Genomic DNA, 19,195 nt, shown 5'->3' on the forward strand with positions numbered 1-19,195 from the left:
AACATGACTTTTAAAGAGATTCAAGAGCTGATCAAACAACTGAGCAAATCAAATCTTTCGGAATTTAAATTGAGAGATGGAGATTTCGAAATTTCAGTTAGGACCAAGCACTTCAACAAGCAAAACGCAAAAGCACAACTCATTTCTTCTCAGGCTATTATGCCCTCGGCACCGGCTTTATCTGCTGCCCCTGTGGCGGCTCCGGCCAGGCCTTCAGGAGATACTACTGGTGAAGCAGCTGCGACACAAAATCAAATGGATGGAAATTACCTGGAGGTAAAATCCCCAATGGTTGGTACATTTTATCGTTCTCCCTCACCGGATAAACCCCCATATGTAAAAGTTGGGGATTCAATAGAAAAAGGCAGTGCTGTTTGTATCATCGAAGCCATGAAACTTTTCAACGAAATAGAATCTGAAATTGGAGGAAAGATCGTAAAAGTTATGGTGGAGGATGCCCAGCCCGTAGAATACGACCAGGTTCTTTTCCTAGTTGATCCGAGTTAAAATAAAGACTAAAGTTTATCGGCTGGACCACATTGCATTTTTCACTTGAATTGCTATCAGTCACGAGTACTTTATGCTTTAATCTTTAAAAATTAAACTAACCTAGAGTATGTTCAAAAAAATACTCATAGCCAACAGGGGCGAAGTAGCGCTGCGTGTCATCAGGACCTGCCGTGAAATGGGCATTAAAACTGTGGCCGTTTATTCCACGGCTGACAGGGAAAGCCTTCACGTACGCTTTGCAGACGAAGCCGTTTGTATTGGCCCTCCTTCTTCTGCAGATTCTTATTTGCACATTCCCAAGATCATGGCTGCCGTAGAAATCACCAACGCCGATGCCGTGCATCCAGGGTATGGGTTTCTGGCTGAAAACGCTGATTTTGCCGAAGTTTGTAAAGAATATGGTATAAAATTTATCGGCCCCACGCCCGAACAGATGCGTAAAATGGGCGATAAAATCACGGCCAAAGAAACCATGATCAAAGCCGGTGTTCCCGTAGTGCCCGGTTCCGGTGGATTGCTCAAAGATGCCAAACAAGGATTAGAGGTTGCCAAAAAAATCGGCTATCCTGTAATTCTTAAAGCTACCGCCGGGGGAGGTGGCCGTGGGATGCGTATTGTCAGAAATGAAGAGAGTTTTGAACAAAATTACAATATGTGTCAACAGGAAGCAAAAGCAGCCTTTGGCAACGATGGTATTTACTGTGAAAAATTCGTGGAAGAGCCCCACCATATAGAATTTCAGATCGCTGGTGACCAATACGGGAAAGTGATCCACCTTTCTGAACGTGACTGCTCCATTCAACGCCGTCACCAAAAACTTATCGAAGAAAGCCCTTCTCCGTTCATGGACGAGGAACTTCGTAAAAAAATGGGCGATGCTGCCGTAAAAGCTGGAGAATCGATCAAATATGAAGGTCTGGGAACCGTAGAGTTTCTGGTCGATAAACACCGGGATTTCTTCTTTATGGAAATGAATACCCGTATCCAGGTGGAACACCCCGTTACCGAGGAAGTCATCGACCACGACCTGATCAAGGAACAAATAAAAATTGCGGCCGGCGAGCCCATTACCGGCGAAAGCTACCTGCCGAAAGGACATGCCATGGAATGTCGTATCAATGCAGAAGATCCATTCAACGACTTCCGCCCAAGTCCCGGTAAAATACTTTCTTTTCACAGCTCCAAAGGGCACGGTGTCCGGGTGGATACCCATGTTTATACCGGCTATACGATTCCTCCCTATTACGACTCCATGATCGCGAAATTGATTTGTCGCGCCCATACAAGGGAAGATTGTATTAAAAAAATGGAAAGAGCCCTCGAAGAATTTATTATCGAAGGCGTCAAAACGACTGTACCCCTTCATAAATTAATTATGAAAGACGAAAGATTCAGGTCGGGCAAGTTCGATACTTCCTTCCTGAATGATTTTGAATTCAAAGAAGGTGAATAGTTTTTGGCGACTTATCGGTAACCTCCGTAAATACAAACTCAATGTAGGACTCAACATTATCAGTAATATTTTTACGGCTATTTTTACAGCGCTGAGTGCTCCTGTGATTATTCCGTTCTTTAATTTACTGCTCGGGCAAGAGGATCTGGTGACGGAAAAACCCGACCTCGAGACAGGCCTGGCTTCCTATTTACCTTATTTTAAGTACGAATTTAGCCAGCTCATCCTCGAAAGCAGGGACAAAGCCTTATTTTACGCTTGTCTCGTCATTGTCATGGTTTTCTTTCTCAAAAATGTTTTCCTGTATCTTTCGATGGTCTTCATGGCTCCTGTTCGGAATGGCGTAACACGTGACCTGCGCAGCCGCTTGTTCGATAAAATACTGAGCCTTCCCCTTGCCTTTTTCTCTGAGGAACGCAAAGGAGATATGATGTCGAGAATGTCTTCAGATGTTCAGGAAATTGAAGCGAGTATCCTCAACGTTTTGGAAGTGATTTTCCGAGAACCACTGGTCATCCTGGGTTCATTGGTTTTTATGTTTTACGTGAGTACAGAGTTGACTATTTTTGTTTTCATTTTAATTTTGTTTACAGGGGTAGTGATCGGCGGCATTGGAAAATCCCTAAAGAAAACGTCTAATATAGTTCAGTCCAAACTGGGCGTTCTCGTCTCCATGACGGAAGAGGCATTGTCAGGACTTCGAATCATCAAAGGGTTTAATGCAGAAGGTTACCAAACCGGGAAATTTGGAAAGGAAAACGATGACTATCGCCACATTCTCACCCGGTTGTTATGGCGTCGCGACCTGGCCTCTCCTTTGTCCGAATTCCTGGGTATCTGTACGGCTGCTGTTCTGCTTTGGTATGGCTCAAAACTGGTCTTTGACGGTTCCCTGGATGCAACCACCTTTCTTGCTTTTTTCCTTGCTTTCTTTAACGTGATCAACCCCGCAAAGGCATTTTCCAAGGCTTATTACAACATACAAAAAGGGATCGCGGCTTTAAACCGGGTAGAGGAAATCATTTTTGCAGAAGAAGTTATCAAGGATGATCCGGAAGCATTGGTCATTCCATCATTTGAACAAGGTATCGAATACAAAAATGTCAGCTTTTCCTATAACTCGTCGGATGGCCCCGTAGTCAAAAATATTGATATAAAAGTTCCCAAAGGAAAGATTATCGCGCTCGTGGGTGCTTCAGGTGCCGGAAAATCGACCATCGTGGATCTGCTGCCCCGGTTTTATGATGTAAACGAAGGAGCCATCCTCATCGATGGGGTGGATATCAAAAAGTATAAAATAAAATCTTTAAGGGCACTCATGGGCATCGTTTCCCAGGAAGCGATTTTGTTCAATGATACCATTTACAACAATATCGTTTTCGGAAAGGAAGGGGTCAGCGAGGAAGAGGTATTCCGGGCCGCCCAAATCGCCCACGCCCATGAATTCATTGTCCATACGGAAAATGGCTATCAGACCAATATCGGTGACCGCGGCAACAAATTGAGCGGTGGCCAGCGCCAGCGACTCACCATTGCCCGGGCCATTTTAAAAAATCCGGACATCCTCATCCTCGACGAGGCGACTTCCGCCCTGGATTCCGAATCTGAACGCCTTGTCCAGCAGGCTTTCCTGGAACTGATGAAAAACAGGACTTCCATCGTCATCGCACACCGGCTGTCCACCGTTCGGCATGCCGACGAGATTATCGTCATGAACGAAGGAAAGATCATCGAAAGAGGAACCCACGACGAATTGCTCGAACGCGGCAAGGAATACGCTAAACTCGTTAAACTTCAGGCTTTTGAAGAATAACTTTATTGTAAAAAATAAATGAATCAAAGGGCATCAATATCCTTTCCTGTCAGGTCGCGGGTATGATTCGTGATCTTCTCGATGTCCCAATCCCACCATTTTAAAGCGAGCAGCTTTTCGATCTTTTCTTCTGAAAATCTTTTTTTGATCTCTTTGGCAGGGTTGCCGCCTACGATGGAGTAAGGGGCCACGTCTTTGATCACCACCGAATGAGCCGCAATAATAGCGCCATCCCCAATGGTTACCCCCGGCATAATGGTGGCTTTATAACCAATCCAGACATCGTTGCCCACCAGGGTGTCTCCTTTGACCGGATATTCCTTGCCCTCCATGGCGTTGGACCAGTCTTTTCCAAAAATAGCAAAAGGATAGGAGGAGATGGCATCCGTAAGGTGATTGGCGCCGTTCATAAAAAAAATGACATCCGAAGCAATCATAGAGAACTTGCCGATGATGAGTTTGTCTCCCACAAAATCGAAATGATACTTTACATTTTTCTCAAAATTATGAACGTCTTCAAAATCATCATAATAGGTGTAATCCCCCACTATGATGTTCGGGTTTTTGATGATGTTTTTCAGAAAACACAACCTGTCGTGGTGTTCCAACGGAAAAACGATGTTTTTATCAGGTATATTCATTGTCTGTTTTTTCTACGTAAAAATAATCGCATTCAATAAGATTTCGCTTGCCCAGTGCTTTTGCGCGGGGTGTAAAATATCATCAAGAACCCAGGCCTAATTGGTTTTGTACATTTAACTGCCGAATATAATCAGGTGCAGAGCACCTTAATCTTTGTCACCAAACAAGGGGGAAGAGGATTTAAGGTGCAGCGCACCGCAACCTAAATCTCCAACCATAGAAAAAATGTTGCGGCCTCGCCTGGCGGTCAGACAGGTGCGCTGCAACTATTATAAATTTCGGCGGCAATTAAATTAATTCAATTAGGCCTTACCTATAAACGACCATAAGAAAGGGCTTTCAGCATAAAATAGTTTGATAGTTGCTTCTCTAATCCTATCAAAATTTCTCTTAGAACGATTATCGCTCCCATCTTCATCTTCTCATTCAAAAGCCAGGGAAACCTACTCCTTCTTCACAATTTTATGTGTAAGTATTGTCACCACGTAAATAATAATGCAAAAAAAATCACCGTAACAGACAAATGACCCAATAACCATTTTTTAAAGCTGATTTGAAGCCTGTGCATTAAAGGTAAAAAATACCCTGTGAATCCGGTAAGGGAAAGGAATACTTTTTGGTTTTTCGGAACTCTTTGAAAAAGTTGAAGTCACGCAAAACAATACCTCGACAAAAAATAAATTTACGAAATTTAGAATCACTTAATAATAATTTCACTTAACTTGGTATTGATTTATCATAAAAAAGCCAACAATGCGGAAAGTCATTATTATTTTGTTTTGCTCCGTCATTACAGTTTTTTGCGCCGATGGTCAAACAGAAGAGATAGCCCGGTTGCGTGATGTCTATAAACAGGCAGCTGATCAGAACGCCCGGTTAGAATCCTATTACGAACTGTCCTATGCCGTATTGCAAAATAGTCCCGAAAAAGGAATTGGCTATTCCGATACACTGGAACAATTGGCGAAAAAAGCCAAGGATCTCAGAAGTTTATCCAGGGCTGAATATCTCAAAGGATATGCGCTGGAAGAATTAGGGAAATTTGATGAAGCCTTACCTCATCATAAAAAAGAACTGGCGCTGGCTTTGCAGACCAATGATTTTGAACTTCATGGAAAGGCCTTCAACTCTTTAGGAAGCTGTTTTCAAAACATGGCTCGTTATGACAGTGCCATTGTCTACCTGGTTCGCTCAGCTGAAATAAAAGAAAAAGTGGGGAATCAGAAAGACCTGGCTTCTGCTTATGCCAACATTGGAAATGTTTATAGTGATCAGAATGTGCCGGACAAGGCCGTTGAATGGTTGGAAAAAGCGCTTGCCATACGGTTGAGTATTCCGGAAGGGGAAAAAAGTGCCATTTTTACCTACAACAACATTTCGGTAGCCTATAACGGTACCGGGAATTATGACAAAGCGATAGAATATGCTCAAAAAGGCTATGAGCTGGCCGACAAATCGGGCAATAATTTTCTGGCAGGGGTGCTTTCAGGGACGCTGGCTCACCTGTGGATGCAAAAATCAGATTATGACAAGTCCATCGAAATGGCTGAAAATTCCATCCGGATTTTAAGGGAGGCCAATCGGGAATCCAACCTGGTCTTTCCTTACGCTACCTTATCCGAAGTGTTGTGGCGTAAAGGTAATTATGCCAGATCATTGCAGGTCAACCAGGAAGGGTTTCAGATCATGGAGCAGCTTAAACTCGCGGAACCCCTGGAAGAATACTATAAAAACTTCGCCAACGCCTATGAATCTTTAGGAAACCCGGGGGAGTCCATATTATGGTTGAAAAAATACATGGATTTTAAAGATTCCCTTTACACCAAGGAAAACGTAGCCGCCATTGCCGAGGTAGAAACCAAATATGAAACGCAAAAAAAAGAAGCCCAACTCATCAGGCAGGATCTGGAACTCGAACGCCAAATGCATCAGAAAAAAAATATTCTCCTTGGAGCCATCGCCGTATTACTCGGGTTTGTTTTTATTTTTCAATACCTGCGGTTTAAACAAAAAACCAAGCAGAAAGAAGCAGAGCTTTTTGCTCAGCTCAGGCTCGCGGAAACTAAAAAATTAAAAGAACTGGACACCATTAAATCCAACTTTTTTGCCAATATAAGTCATGAATTCCGCACCCCGCTTACCCTTATCTTAAGTCCGGTCGAGCAAATGATCAATGGTTCCTTTAAGGATGATCCTCAAAAATATTATCGCATCATTCATCAAAACGGGAAACGCCTGCTCAACCTGATTAACCAGCTTTTGGATCTGTCGAAACTGGAAAGTGGAAAACTAAAACTTCAGGTGTCTGAAGGAGACCTGGGAAAATTCATCAATGCTGTGGCAGGATCTTTTCAAAGCCTGGCGGTCCGAAAGGAGATTGATTATCAAATTGAAAAACCTCAGCTGGCGACAAAATGCTTTTTCGATAAGGATAAGGTAGAAAAAATACTGGTCAATTTGATTTCCAATGCTTTTAAATTTACGGAAGAGGGCGGCAAAATTACCGTAGGGGCAACATTTACTGAAGGATATATCCGCATGACTGTCAGCGATTCAGGTATTGGCATCCCGGAATCACAAATACCCCATATTTTTGAACGATTTACCCAAAGTCACCCCTCAGAAGTTCAGGCGGGTAGTGGGATCGGACTTGCCCTGACCAAAGAACTTACTGAATTGCACGGGGGAAAAATTACCGTAGAAAGTGAAGAAGGAAAAGGAACCTCGTTCAGTGTATTGCTCCCCGTTGAAAAAAGATTTTTCAACTCCGGGCAAATCGTTGAGGCAGCGGAAGTCACAATCCTGGCAGATGAGAATCCAATGGATTTCACAAAGGGTGTTCAAATAAAGGAGGAAGGGAGTCCCTCCATGAATGAAATTTTTTCACCGGAAGACAAACCCTTGCTCCTGCTCGTCGAAGACAATAACGACCTTCGTGCCTATATTGCTGAAATCATGAGCCGTGATTTTAAGATTATTGAGGCCGAAAACGGAAAACAAGCCATTGAAAAAGCGATCGAAACCATGCCGGACCTTGTGATAACGGATGTCATGATGCCGGAAATGGATGGGATCGAATTTTGCCGGCTGATCAAAACAAATGAAAAAACGAGCCATGTTCCGGTTATTATGCTCACGGCACGAGCAGAACAGTCTGATAAATTTGAAGGCCTCGAAACGGGGGCCGATGATTACATTTTGAAACCTTTTGATGCCCGGGAGCTCAAAGTACGGGCCGCCAATCTCATTTCCCAAAGGGAACAGTTACAAAAATATTACCGCCGGGTGCTCAACACCTTTTCTCCTGCCGAGGTGAAGGTAAAAAGTATGGACAACGCTTTTATGCAAAAAATAAAAGAAGCCATTGAAGCCCGGCTTGAAGATGAACAGTTCAATGTGGTTGTTCTTGGGCAGCAGATTGGCATGAGCCGAAGTCAGCTGCATCGAAAATTATCGGCCCTCACGGGGTTTTCTCCCAATGAAGTCATCCGCAATATGCGCCTTGAAAGAGCAAAACAGTTGATCGAACAAAAAGCCGGAACTGTTTCAGAGGTCGCCTACCTGTGCGGATTCAGCTCTCCCACGTATTTTATCAAGTGTTTTAGAGAATATTTCGGCTCAACACCCGGTCAAATATCTTGATAATCAACATTTTATAAGTCTGCGACATTTTTGCCATCCTTTGCGACAATATTGGTATGCTCTCCGGCATATCCCCCCCCATATTTGCATCATGCAATCGAAAAAAATCTTACAGATCACCTATTGCATACTTTATTTATCACAACAAAAAAGAATGCGATCATGAAAAAAATTTTAAAAACCCTCGGTATCATTCTAGGCATCATAGTACTCGCCATCGCAGGTTTATTGGCTTATGCTAAACTGACTCCTATGAAAACATTCCCCGTCAAAGCGCCTGTAGTGCAAATCCCGACGGATTCGGCCAGCCTGGCGTTTGGCGAAAAAATAGTCGTAAACGTTTGCGCTCATTGTCACCTTGGCAACGACGGAAAACTCAGCGGCCGGCAGTTTTCCCAAAAAGAGGATCCATTCGGGGAAATGTGGACGGCAAACATTACCCAACATCCTGACAAAGGCATTGGAACCTATTCCGATGGGGAACTGGCCTACCTCATCCGTACCGGAATCAACCGCAACGGCCGGTTTGTTGGTTACATGATGTGCCACCCCCAAATGTCGGATAAGGATATGGCATCTGTAATTGCTTACCTCCGGTCAGATGCCGACATTATGAAACCTTCAGAAGCCCAACACCCCACGCCTGATTATCTATCTTCTGCATTGGTGAAGACCCTGGTATTATTGAACGTGTACTCGCCGCTTGCCTACGACGGAAAACCAGTTTCTGCACCACCTGTTTCTGACAAGGTAGCTTTTGGCCGATATTTGGCCACCGATATTTATGAATGCGCCACCTGTCACTCAGCCAGTTTTGAAACCATGAACCTGCTGGAACCTGAAAAGTCTTCAGGGTTTTTCGGAGGGGGCAACCCTGTACCGGACGAGGACTTTAACCTGGTCAATTCAGCAAATCTCACCCCGAGCAAAAAATTTGGACTGGGTAATTGGACCGAGGAGCAATTCATCAGGGCCGTAAAGACAGGACAAAAGCCGGACGGAACCATCCTAAAAAACCAGATGCCACGCCTCGGGCTGCTAAGCGATGAAGAAGTGAGCGCCATCTGGGCTTATTTACAGACAGTACCTGTACTTGAAAATGACCCAACAAAACCTTCAAAGTAAATTAAAATAAATCAATAGCGGCTTTGAAACCAGAACCCTAAAACACTGTACGTCAAAGCTGTATCAATTAACCACTATTATTAATCATTAAATTTTTTAAACAATGAAATCATTATTTTTAAGCTTGTTCACCTTGATCACCATCACCTCCTTTGGCCAGAGAAACAATGTAGGAACCGACAATGAAGCTACTTTTAAAAACCTTTTAAAAGAAGTTTATGATGCTTACGAAAGCGGGGATGATGAGGCCATGTGGGCATTTTATACAGAGGAAGCTTCAGAAATTTCACCCGACGGCTCCCTGGCACAAGGCAAAGCAGCCCTTAAAGCCGGCTGGTCTGAATTCATGAAAATGGTGGACAGTAAACCTACTTTCACCTATGAATTAACCTCCTGGAGACTGCTCGATCCGAATATCGCACTGTTAACCTGGAATTCAACGGCAAACATTATGGTTCAGGGACAACAATTCGGCGGCCCTTCAAGCTGCATGGGAATCGCACACAAAATTAAAGGAAAGTGGATGATCGAATTTGATTCCATGACGCCGATCATGCAAATGCCGGAAGGAAATTAATCCACGAAGGCGTTTCAGCGGGCGGCTATTAATGAATGGCGCCCGCTGAAATGGCCTTTAAGCAGCAAGACTGCCTCTTCTCTTCAAAATTAAATTTTCGGCTGCCGATCCTGATAAAAATGATGCCGATTACTTAATATTAGGTTAAAGAATTGGCATTAGAACAGATACGTATAACTTCTTTCAGAAATAATCCCTATTTTTGAAATCAACTTCATTAATATTGATTATGCAAAAGAAATTTTACTTTTTGATTTCAGGGTTGTTTTTTAGTGTTTTGGGATTCGGACAAATCACCATTGACGACAGTTATTTCCCTCAAATCGGGGATACGCTTTTCACGGCTGTTGATAATATGCCTTCAAATATTGATGTACAGCCTGGTTTTGGAGAACATACCTGGAACTTTGCTTCTCTCCAGGCACCTTTCACCCGTCAAAGGGTGGTGCGGGCATTGGACGAAGGCACCGCTGCCGATCTTTTCCCTTCAGCCGATTTTGTCATGGAAACGAGCGATGGTCTTGGGGAAGGATATTATCGGATACAGAGCGGCCGGTTTGAAATGATCGGTTTTGCAGGAAATGATCCTGTTGGGCTGAATTTTAATCTTTCTGCCATTTTTAACCCTCCTTATGTAGAGCGTACGGCTCCTTTAGACCTTGCCGATCTGAACCAACACGAATCTGCTATCCTCTATACTTTTTCACCGGATGATCTGCCGATCAATATCTTTGACGGTTTACCAATTTCTCCAGACTCACTGCGCATCAGGGTCGCCATAGATCAAACCAATTTCGTTGACGGATGGGGAACCCTTACCATTCCCGGGGGGATATTTGACGTGCTTCGTGAAAAGCGAACCGAAATCAGAGCTACCCGACTGGATGCACTGGTTGGTTTTTTTGGATGGCAGGACATTACGGATATTGCGCTCGGAGCCATTGGCAATGATGCCATTACAGGAGCATTGGGCCAGGACACAACCCTGGAATATCATTTTTATACCAATGACACCAAGGAAGCCATTGCAATCGTTCAAATGGACAATTCCGGAACCAATGCCAATAATGTCGAATATAAATCGCTGGATGTAGTGAGTGATGTTCAGCAGGTAGCCGAACTAAAACCCATGGTTTATGCCTTTCCCAATCCTGCTATTGTCAATGTGCGATTTGAGTTTTCGAACCTGCCAAAAGACACTTACAACCTGACCATTTACAATATCATCGGGGAACAACTCTGGAATAAAAGATATTCTATTGACCGAAATTTAATGGATAAAGTCGATGTCTCTTTCCTCAGAAAAGGAACCTATTTGTACAGTTTATCAAACGCTGAGGGACGTATTATTACTACCAAAAGGCTGGTGATTGTGAGACCGTAATTGATTATAAATTTGGGGTGTTTATAATATTTGATGCAAAACGAAACCAACTGGTACATCATCGTCAACCCTGCTGCAGGTAATGGGGTCGCAAGTCGTTTGTGGCCCAACATCAAACCTGTCCTCCTCGACCGGATTCCCAATGCTACTATTGTCCACACCGAATATCCCGACCACGCCATTGAGTTGGTCGAATCGGCCGTAAAATCAGGCTTTCGCTATTTTATAGCCGTGGGAGGAGACGGCACCAATCACGAAATGGCCAACGGGATTCTCCAGCAAAAAATCGTTCCTTCTACCGAAATTACCTACGCGCTGCTGCCTGTAGGAACAGGTAATGACTGGATCAAAACCTACGGAATTCCGAAAAACATAAACCAATGGCTGGATATGCTGCTCCGGGGCAATACTTTCCTTCAGGATGTAGGGATTCTGGATTACCACAAAGAAGGGCAAAAGCATCTTCGATATTTCGTAAATGTGGCCGGACTCGCCTACGATGGCTTCGTCGTTCATTTTATTGAACGAAATAAAAAGAAAGTCAAAAACAGCCTTTTTTATCTCTTTATGATCGTGAGGTGTATTTTTAGATACAACCTGATCAAAGCACGGATCACTTTCAACGGGCAGGAGGATACCGGCTATCATTACACCATCAATGCAGGCATTTGCAAGTATTCGGGAGGGGGCATGAGCCTTGTTCCTCATGCCATTTCAAACGACGGGCTTATTGCGCTGACCATTGCCCACAGGGTAACCAAACTGGGCGTCTTACTGAATTCCTGGCGTTTTTATAACGACAGCATCACCAGGCACCGAAAAATCCAGGGCTTCCAGACCAAAGAAATTTTTATAGCGGAAATGGGCGAAGGGCCTCTTCTGCTGGAAGCCGACGGGGAATTCCTGGGACATACCCCTGTCAGGATCACTTTACAGGAAAAAGCATTCAGAATCATTGTACCCTAAATCCAAATGGCTGGCCCACTCCCCTAAAGCATTTTTCCCTTACGGCAGATCTTCTTCCTTTATCACAAACGTACACTTCCAATAAGTATGCCTGCGATCCGTCTCGGATTCCCAATTGTTGGGATCGGTAAAGTCCCTGATCAGTGTTTTTCCATTGGAAATTTCCATTTTATAACCGGCTTCATTTAATCCCGGGCCGCATTCATAAAGTTTATTCTTTCCCAGGCGGTACGTATTAAAATATTCGGAAGTCGCGTGGGGCGCCACAATAACGGAATCAGGTTTAATAACGGTACCTTTCTGGTCAAAATAAATAATGATCTCCTCATTGGTGTCGTTCCGAATGGCCCTGATATAATGAGTCGAAGGATCACAGGAGGTGAACAAAAACAAGGAAATAAAAAAGAACAAAGGAACTGTTGTCTGCTGCATTTTATCATTTATCATGGGGCTGGTTGTTTGTTTAAATCAAATGCCCCGGAAGATCGGGTATCCTTTCCCTGAATTTTCTACGGCTTTCCCACCAAAAAATCAGGGGGCTGCATCATATTAATGTTTTCCGAAGCATAGTTTACGCTCTAACCCCGAAAAACCTCCCGACCTTTCGGTGCCGGATTTCGTTGCGCTCAATTTAAAGCTTCGAAAAACAAGTAAAAATATCCACTACTGCGCGGTAGTTTTTCGACGACGGAAAGGGGGTTGTTCTTGGATCAGCGATGAAAAGAGAACGCCCCTTTTCTTATTAACTGTAAATGGTTTTTTTTATTTAACAGTTATTCCGGATAAGCAACGCCTATTGTTCCCTGACCGGAATTGATTTTTATCATACTGCCGTTTGTAGCAAACAAATCGCAGCTAAAGCCCAGTTTTACCTTCTTGGTCGGTTCCCCAAATTCATTCAGCTGAAAATCTGCTACTTCCTGAACCTCAAAGAAAGCATTCATCCCCTGTGCCTGTCGATCCGATCGAAAAATGCCCCCCTGCCCGTCGCGGTAAATGACGGTGACGGTTGAAAATTGGGCCGGAGCCTCGGTGGAATCGGTTACCATAGACGTTGAATATGAAAATTGGGCATTACAAATCTGGTAACCTCCCAGTATATTGCCACACCAGCTGGATCCACATCCCGTGGCATCGGTAAGGGTAACACAAAACTGCTGTTCAAGCAAGAAGGAGTCAATAACAAGGCTAATGGTTTGGGAGTTTGCGCCTATACTCCAATCATAAGTGTAAGGAGGTACCCCCCCGATGGGGCTGGCGGTAAGATTCAGGGTGTTGGTTTGGAAAGCGTTAACCTGAAGGCCACAGGGCAGAACATTAGCCCCGAAATTGAGGTTTCTGCTCACGCTTACATATTCGCCATCAGGTCCGTTGATTTCCATGTTTATCGTTCGTTCATCATTATTAGGGTATTCATGAATGACGGAATATCCTTCTCCAAAAGTACCGTCGTCAAAATTCCAGGTAAAAGCACTGGAAGGTAACCCGGAACAGGACTGTCCGGTGGAAGCGGTAAAAGCAGCCCGGTAGATTGTATCCGATTCTCCTGTAAGGGTCTGGTCGTAAAAGCCGGCAACAGACATCAAAGCCTGCTCCACCTCCACCGACAATGGATTGGCCAGGAAATCACGAATCTCAAATCTGATCGAAGGAAAAGTGTCCGGTACCACACCTTCCTTTTTCAGTTCACCTATAAATGTGAAGACCCCATCCGCGCCCTGCTGATAGGAGGTAAACATGCGATAACCGTCCACTCCGCCACCGAAAGCGATGGTTTCTCCGGCATCCGTCCCCATGGAAAGTGTAAATACCGGATCCTCTGTGACATCAGGCGGCAAATCCAAAGGGCTGCAACGGGAAAGCGTAAGCAGCAGGAAAACACCCAAAAGGATGCCCCCCCCCTTATTTGCTCCCAAAATTTTTCCGAAGTCCATGATCTCATGGCCGGGTGAAAACGGGTGAATTTTTATTTTAAATAATTTCATGCTCATTTCATCTGCTGAATAAATTATAACGAAGTCCTACATCAAAGAAAAAGGGGTTCGACTCCAGGTAAATGCCACTCTCCGGATGCTCTAATACGCTTCCGAAAGTATAATGTAATCTGGCTCCAAGACTTATTTTCGTGTCCACAGCAAAGTACCAGGCACCAAACGCATCCCAATGTTTAGGGTTAAAACCGGCAGTGTCGATCCATCCGCGTTCGAGTATTTGAACTCCCTGTCCGGCGGGGAATGATTCTCCGCTGCCCTGCCGGTTTAAGGTTCCTTTCAGGCCGAGCAAATAACTAAAATTCACCCCGGCAGAAACGGTGTGACGGTTTCTTGAAAAGGTAACGGCCACCGGAATTTCAAGCGTATGAATTTGTTCCGGCAAGGCGAAAAATTGCTCGATACTCCTGCTGAAAGCGTAGGTAATTTGTTCCGTCGTGGCTGATTTTGAAAAAGTACCTTGTCGCAAACGGTAATAAATCCCCGCCTCAAAGCCCCATGCCTTTTTTAAAAAGCCTGCATAATTCACCCCGGCAGTATAACCGATTACATTTTTCCCTCCGGCACTGACATAAGGATATAAAGTAGTAGCGGCAAAAATATTGAGCTGATTTTTAAAAAGCGGTAAAGGATCCGGAATGGCAATATCTCCCTCGACAGCCCGGTTTTTGGTCTGAACCAAAAAATCCAATATCGGCAATTTCAGGATCAAAGTTGAACCAAAATCTTCCTTTTTAAAAACCATTTCATCAACCATTATTTGATCTTTCACCGGGGGTTGATCCTCTTTTGCTTCATGGTCATTGGTAAACAAAGTTTCCTTATTTAACGCGGGCGCTATCGGCGTATTGGAAACCTTTGCCGGTAATGTTGCTCCATTCGAGGCTAAAGGATTCTTCTTTTTATCCAGATTTGGGGTCAACTCCTGCTGATCTGTCTTGTTATTCGGCTCTTTGGATAACGTCGGGTTTTGCTTTTGATCTCTCTTCGCAGGTAGAACCTGAACTGTGGAAGGTGTTTTTTTACCTAAGTCATTTATTTCATTACTCTTGGTAGCGGGCAGCCGCTGTGGACCTGATGATTTCAATGTTTCACGACGGTCTGTTTGTTCTGCTACAGCCTGATTGTTTTCAATTGAAAAACCCGTCGAATCCAGGCCTGTTTGCCAAAAAGCAAAGACCAGGCCGAGTAGCAGTATCTGTCCTGAGAGCAGACAAAACCAGAAAATCTTCCTGCGTTTCCTGCCCTGAGTTTCGAGCATTGCTGCTGCCTGATGCCAGTGAGCCTCGTCAAATTCAAACTGACGCTGCTCCATTTTCCCTTTTATAAAATCATCGAGCTTATTCATCTTTTATACTGCTTTTGATTTTTTCATTTCTTTGCTCAATTGCTCCTGTATCATTTTCCGGGCCCCCGAAAGGTACCATTTTGAGGTGCCTTCCGACATCCCCAGCTGATCCGCTATTTCCTTGTGTGAATACCCATCGATCGCGAAAAGATTAAACACCTGGCAGGAAATTTCAGGTAATTCGTTGATTATGCACTCAATATGATTGGCATCAAAATACTTTTCAGCTTCGTTGTAATCCACCGTATTTCCGTCGGTCATCAAACGATCTGCTTCGGCATAAATGACTTGCTCCCTTTCCTTTTTATTTTTACGAAAATCATCGATCAGGATATTGATCATAATGCGCTTTGTCCAGGCGATAAATGGCACTGAGGGGGAATACTTTTTAAGATTATTCAACATCCTTAAAAAACCGGTATTCAGCATAGCCGCCACTTCATCCTCGTTTTTTCGGTACCTCCGGCAAACCCCCATAAGCGTGGGATAACACAATTTGTACAATTCAAATTGTGCCCTTCGATCCCCTTGGATGCATGCTTTTAATAATCGAGGTTCCGGGTTCATTAAATGGATTAACTATAACCTTTATTGCAACATTTTGGGGTCAAGTCAATGATCAGAAATAAGGAGAGTAGCCCTTTGGAAATATTCCCCGGGGCCACTCTCTTTATTTCATTTTTTGTTTAATTATTTGTTACTCTTTCACAAACTGACGGGCAACGATGCCATCAGTGGTTTGTACTTTCAGAATATATACGCCTGCAGTAAGTTGGGATAAATTCATGCTCATCCCCTCAAATGGTTGATTCATCACTACCTGTCCCGTTAAATTTACAATCTGGTAGCCAATAATCTTGCCTGAAGACAGATTCATTTCCACATTCAGCATATTTTTAACAGGATTTGGATAAAGAGCGACCATTTCATCCACCAATAATAATTCGCGGGTAGCGGTAGTGACACTGGTTCCGGTTACGGTAAAGACGATATTGTTCACTGTTTCATTATCCGGGCTTAAGGTAACGGTATATTCACCACGTTCCACTCCGGGAATTTCAACATAAACGGTATAAGTCCCGTAAGGAAGATTTCCAAAATTGAAGCTGCCGTCCCCCCCTGTAAAAGCATAACCAATGGGTTGGTCGCTGCTGTTATGCAAAAGGATCTCCACACCTTCCAGCGGGCTGTTGTTTCTTTCATCGAAATCATCATGTCCTCCCCAGAATCCGTCTTCGTCGAAAACGTTTCCTCCAATCACTCCCGGGCCATCGGCATCGTCATCCACAGGGATCATCATAATGCTATGAAGATAATTTTGACCTGGCAGGGTAATGACATCTGCCTCATCCCAGAATTCAGCACTGAAATGATAAGTCGGCAGGTAATCCGCAGCAGCTGGAGTATTGGCATCCAGTACGGCTTGTACAACGTAATTGCCGGGAGTCAGGTTTTCAAAATCAAAATAAGCTCCTGCGTTGGTCGCCGCGAACGTTGTGGACCCCACCAGGTTCGCCCCGTCTCCTTCCAGTACATACAGGTTGGCCGTTCCGCTCAGGTTCTCAACGATCAGACTATCCTGAAGGAAAACATACCCGGAAATCCCCGGCAGTGTATTGTCGAAGCAAGCCGTAGAGGTGCAACCGGTAGCATCGGCAACCGTTACACAATAAACAATATTTTCATTCATCGCAATGCTCTGCGTTGTTTCATTAGTACTCCAAACAAAAGAGAATGGCGCCGTTCCGTAGGGAGTAGCCAGGAGCCACGTGCCTCCCTGAACCAAATCCATGGTTACATAACATAAGGTATCATTGCCTCCGCCAAGCTGGTAATAGGCACAATCGGTAGAAACGCAACCATTGGCATCGGTTACCGTTACACAAAAATTGCCACTGGACATCGGAACAATGCTTTGGGTGGTTTCCCCCGTATTCCATAAATAGGCATAAGGTGCCGTGCCGTAAGGCTCTGCCAAAACGCTGGCATTGCCTGCGTAAACATAAACCGAACAGGAGTTGTTGGTCAGGTCAATACAGGCCGTAGATTCACAGCCGGAAGCATCCGTAACCGTCACACAATAAGCGGCGAAGGCATTAATCGTAATGCTTTCTGTTTGCGCACCGGTACTCCATGCATAGGTATAAGGAGATTCTCCATTGCCCACAGCGGTGAGCATCAGACCGGGTGTGTTGATACTGTCCATCAGGATGTAAGCATAACAAAGGGTATCATTATTCCCATTGCCTTCAAAGTAATAACAAGTTGAGCTGGAGCAACCACTGGCATCGGTTAAAGTCACGCAATAATTACCGGCCTGCTGGACCGAAATGGAAGATGTTGAGGCTCCGGTGTTCCAGGCATAAGAGAATGGAGCGACACCGCTTCCTGAAGCAACCAGGTTCCCGGTGTTGGTCTCTTCAATCTCTACGGAGCAATCCACATTACAGTATAAAAATGTCACGGTAACCGATCCTGCCGGAGACCAATAAGCCATTTGCCCCTGGTAACTGTTGTCGCAGTCAAAAATGCCGATAAACATGGCACCTTGCGTCATATCTTGCGGCACCTCGACACTGTCGGAAAAATAGCCGTCCGCATCGGTCAATACGTCATTGAAATAGACAAAGTTGGTATCGGTCGAATCAATAGTGATATACACGGTAACATTTTCCACGCCATCGCCGTTGGTATCTAAAACAAATCCGTTGACGTTAACGGTAATCTGGCTGAAAGCCATTACTGCAAAGAGCAATAATGCAAATGATAATAGCAATTTCTTCATGATAAAATTTTTCTGATTATTGGTTTGTTTTTTCTTATATCTTAACTCACGTAGAAATAGAGGGGAAGGTTGGGAAATTTGATATTTTTTTTACCCTGATGTTATTTTCGGTCAATTCTTATCAATAACCTATTGATAATCAATGTTAAAATTGAAAGAATAAAATTCTATTTTTTAGAAAAGCCTTCTGGTGAAAAAAATCACACCTTAAACCGGATGTATTTAATCGAATCATCTCCGGAGATATGTAAGCCTTCATAATAAGTTTTTAACCCCAATTCAGGTATCGGTAGTGGTTTAGAATAGATATCGGCGTCCTGATAGAGTATTTCTGCTCCTTCGTAAGATTCCAGCACCTCCAGGGTGAATTCATAGAGTTGTGGGGAATCTGTTTTCAAATGGATCACCCCATCTTTTTTGAGTATTTTTTTGTACTGTTCGAGAAAAACGGGGGAGGTGAGGCGTCGGTTGGATTTGCTCTTGCGCAAAAAAGGATCCGGGAAAGTGATCCAGATCTCTTCCACTTCTTCGGGACCAAAGAAGTGAGCGATTTGTTCAATACGTGTGCGCAGGAAGGCTGCATTGTTCAGATTTTCCTCCAGGGCAATTCCTGCTCCTTTCCAGATGCGCGCGCCTTTGACATCGACTCCGATAAAATTTTTATCCGGCATCATGCGGGCCATACCGAGCGTATATTCCCCCCGGCCGCAAGCGAGTTCCAACACAATGGGATTATGGTTACCAAAGTGTTCTTGTGCCCATTTCCCCCTCCTGTCAACAGGCTCGGCATTGAACCCTGTCAACTGGGGATTTTTTGCTTCAAAATTTTCATAAACATTGGGGTACCCCAGCAGTTCCGCAAATTTTTGAAGTTTGTTCCGCTTGCTCATTATTTTGTTGATCTTTCTTTATTGTGGCGCAAAAATAAAGACATTTACATCAGTATTTCTAATAGCAGG

At 44.1% G+C, this 19,195-nt stretch carries 15 protein-coding genes; 8 read left to right on the top strand and 7 right to left on the bottom strand.

The window, feature by feature from the left end:
- Nucleotides 1–3 precede the first annotated feature (3 nt).
- The 3 genes from accB (at nucleotide 4) to H6571_13540 (ending at nucleotide 3,776) form a co-directional block, all read left to right on the top strand.
- Complete coding sequence (gene accB, locus H6571_13530; protein MCB9324754.1) at nucleotides 4–507, top strand: acetyl-CoA carboxylase biotin carboxyl carrier protein; 504 nt, start codon at nucleotides 4–6, stop codon at nucleotides 505–507.
- A 109-nt stretch (nucleotides 508–616) separates the two neighbouring features.
- Nucleotides 617–1,963, top strand: a complete 1,347-nt coding sequence (gene accC, locus H6571_13535; protein MCB9324755.1) for an acetyl-CoA carboxylase biotin carboxylase subunit — start codon at nucleotides 617–619, stop codon at nucleotides 1,961–1,963.
- The gene (locus H6571_13540; GenBank protein ID MCB9324756.1) at nucleotides 1,935–3,776 is read left to right on the top strand and encodes an ABC transporter ATP-binding protein; all 1,842 of its coding nucleotides are present in this window, start codon (nucleotides 1,935–1,937) and stop codon (nucleotides 3,774–3,776) included. The genes accC and H6571_13540 overlap by 29 nt, the downstream gene beginning before the upstream one ends.
- Nucleotides 3,777–3,799: 23 nt before the next feature.
- On the opposite strand, the gene H6571_13545 is transcribed toward H6571_13540, so the two are convergent.
- Nucleotides 3,800–4,417 carry a CatB-related O-acetyltransferase gene (locus H6571_13545; GenBank protein MCB9324757.1) on the bottom strand — a complete coding sequence of 206 codons (618 nt, stop codon included), beginning with the start codon at nucleotides 4,415–4,417 and terminating at the stop codon, nucleotides 3,800–3,802.
- A gap of 754 nt (nucleotides 4,418–5,171) precedes the next feature.
- Here H6571_13545 and H6571_13550 point away from each other — a divergent pair.
- The 5 genes from H6571_13550 (at nucleotide 5,172) to H6571_13570 (ending at nucleotide 12,112) form a co-directional block, all read left to right on the top strand.
- The gene (locus H6571_13550; protein ID MCB9324758.1) at nucleotides 5,172–8,060 is read left to right on the top strand and encodes a tetratricopeptide repeat protein; all 2,889 of its coding nucleotides are present in this window, start codon (nucleotides 5,172–5,174) and stop codon (nucleotides 8,058–8,060) included.
- 162 nt (nucleotides 8,061–8,222) lie between these two features.
- Nucleotides 8,223–9,185, top strand: a complete 963-nt coding sequence (locus tag H6571_13555) for a c-type cytochrome (GenBank protein MCB9324759.1) — start codon at nucleotides 8,223–8,225, stop codon at nucleotides 9,183–9,185.
- A 103-nt stretch (nucleotides 9,186–9,288) separates the two neighbouring features.
- The gene (locus H6571_13560) at nucleotides 9,289–9,762 is read left to right on the top strand and encodes a nuclear transport factor 2 family protein (GenBank protein ID MCB9324760.1); all 474 of its coding nucleotides are present in this window, start codon (nucleotides 9,289–9,291) and stop codon (nucleotides 9,760–9,762) included.
- A gap of 229 nt (nucleotides 9,763–9,991) precedes the next feature.
- The gene (locus tag H6571_13565) at nucleotides 9,992–11,146 is read left to right on the top strand and encodes a T9SS type A sorting domain-containing protein (GenBank protein ID MCB9324761.1); all 1,155 of its coding nucleotides are present in this window, start codon (nucleotides 9,992–9,994) and stop codon (nucleotides 11,144–11,146) included.
- Between the two features lie 33 nt (nucleotides 11,147–11,179).
- Nucleotides 11,180–12,112, top strand: coding sequence for a diacylglycerol kinase family lipid kinase (locus H6571_13570; protein MCB9324762.1), 933 nt, complete (start codon nucleotides 11,180–11,182; stop codon nucleotides 12,110–12,112).
- Nucleotides 12,113–12,151: 39 nt separating this feature from the next.
- Here the strand turns inward: H6571_13570 and H6571_13575 are convergent, their stop codons facing one another.
- From H6571_13575 to trmB, 6 genes are all read right to left on the bottom strand, one after another.
- Nucleotides 12,152–12,559, bottom strand: a complete 408-nt coding sequence (locus H6571_13575) for a hypothetical protein (protein MCB9324763.1) — start codon at nucleotides 12,557–12,559, stop codon at nucleotides 12,152–12,154.
- 326 nt (nucleotides 12,560–12,885) lie between these two features.
- Nucleotides 12,886–14,097, bottom strand: coding sequence for a hypothetical protein (locus H6571_13580; GenBank protein MCB9324764.1), 1,212 nt, complete (start codon nucleotides 14,095–14,097; stop codon nucleotides 12,886–12,888).
- A 7-nt stretch (nucleotides 14,098–14,104) separates the two neighbouring features.
- Nucleotides 14,105–15,451, bottom strand: coding sequence for a hypothetical protein (locus H6571_13585; GenBank protein MCB9324765.1), 1,347 nt, complete (start codon nucleotides 15,449–15,451; stop codon nucleotides 14,105–14,107).
- Between the two features lie 3 nt (nucleotides 15,452–15,454).
- Entirely contained in the window at nucleotides 15,455–16,018 is a 564-nt protein-coding gene (locus H6571_13590; protein ID MCB9324766.1) for a sigma-70 family RNA polymerase sigma factor, read from the bottom strand.
- Nucleotides 16,019–16,148: 130 nt separating this feature from the next.
- The gene (locus H6571_13595; protein MCB9324767.1) at nucleotides 16,149–18,236 is read right to left on the bottom strand and encodes a DUF2012 domain-containing protein; all 2,088 of its coding nucleotides are present in this window, start codon (nucleotides 18,234–18,236) and stop codon (nucleotides 16,149–16,151) included.
- Nucleotides 18,237–18,436: 200 nt separating this feature from the next.
- Entirely contained in the window at nucleotides 18,437–19,126 is a 690-nt protein-coding gene (trmB, locus tag H6571_13600; protein ID MCB9324768.1) for a tRNA (guanosine(46)-N7)-methyltransferase TrmB, read from the bottom strand.
- Nucleotides 19,127–19,195 lie beyond the last annotated feature (69 nt).

This window comes from Lewinellaceae bacterium (assembly GCA_020636105.1).
In the GTDB taxonomy this organism is placed as follows: Bacteria; Bacteroidota; Bacteroidia; order Chitinophagales; family Saprospiraceae; genus BCD1.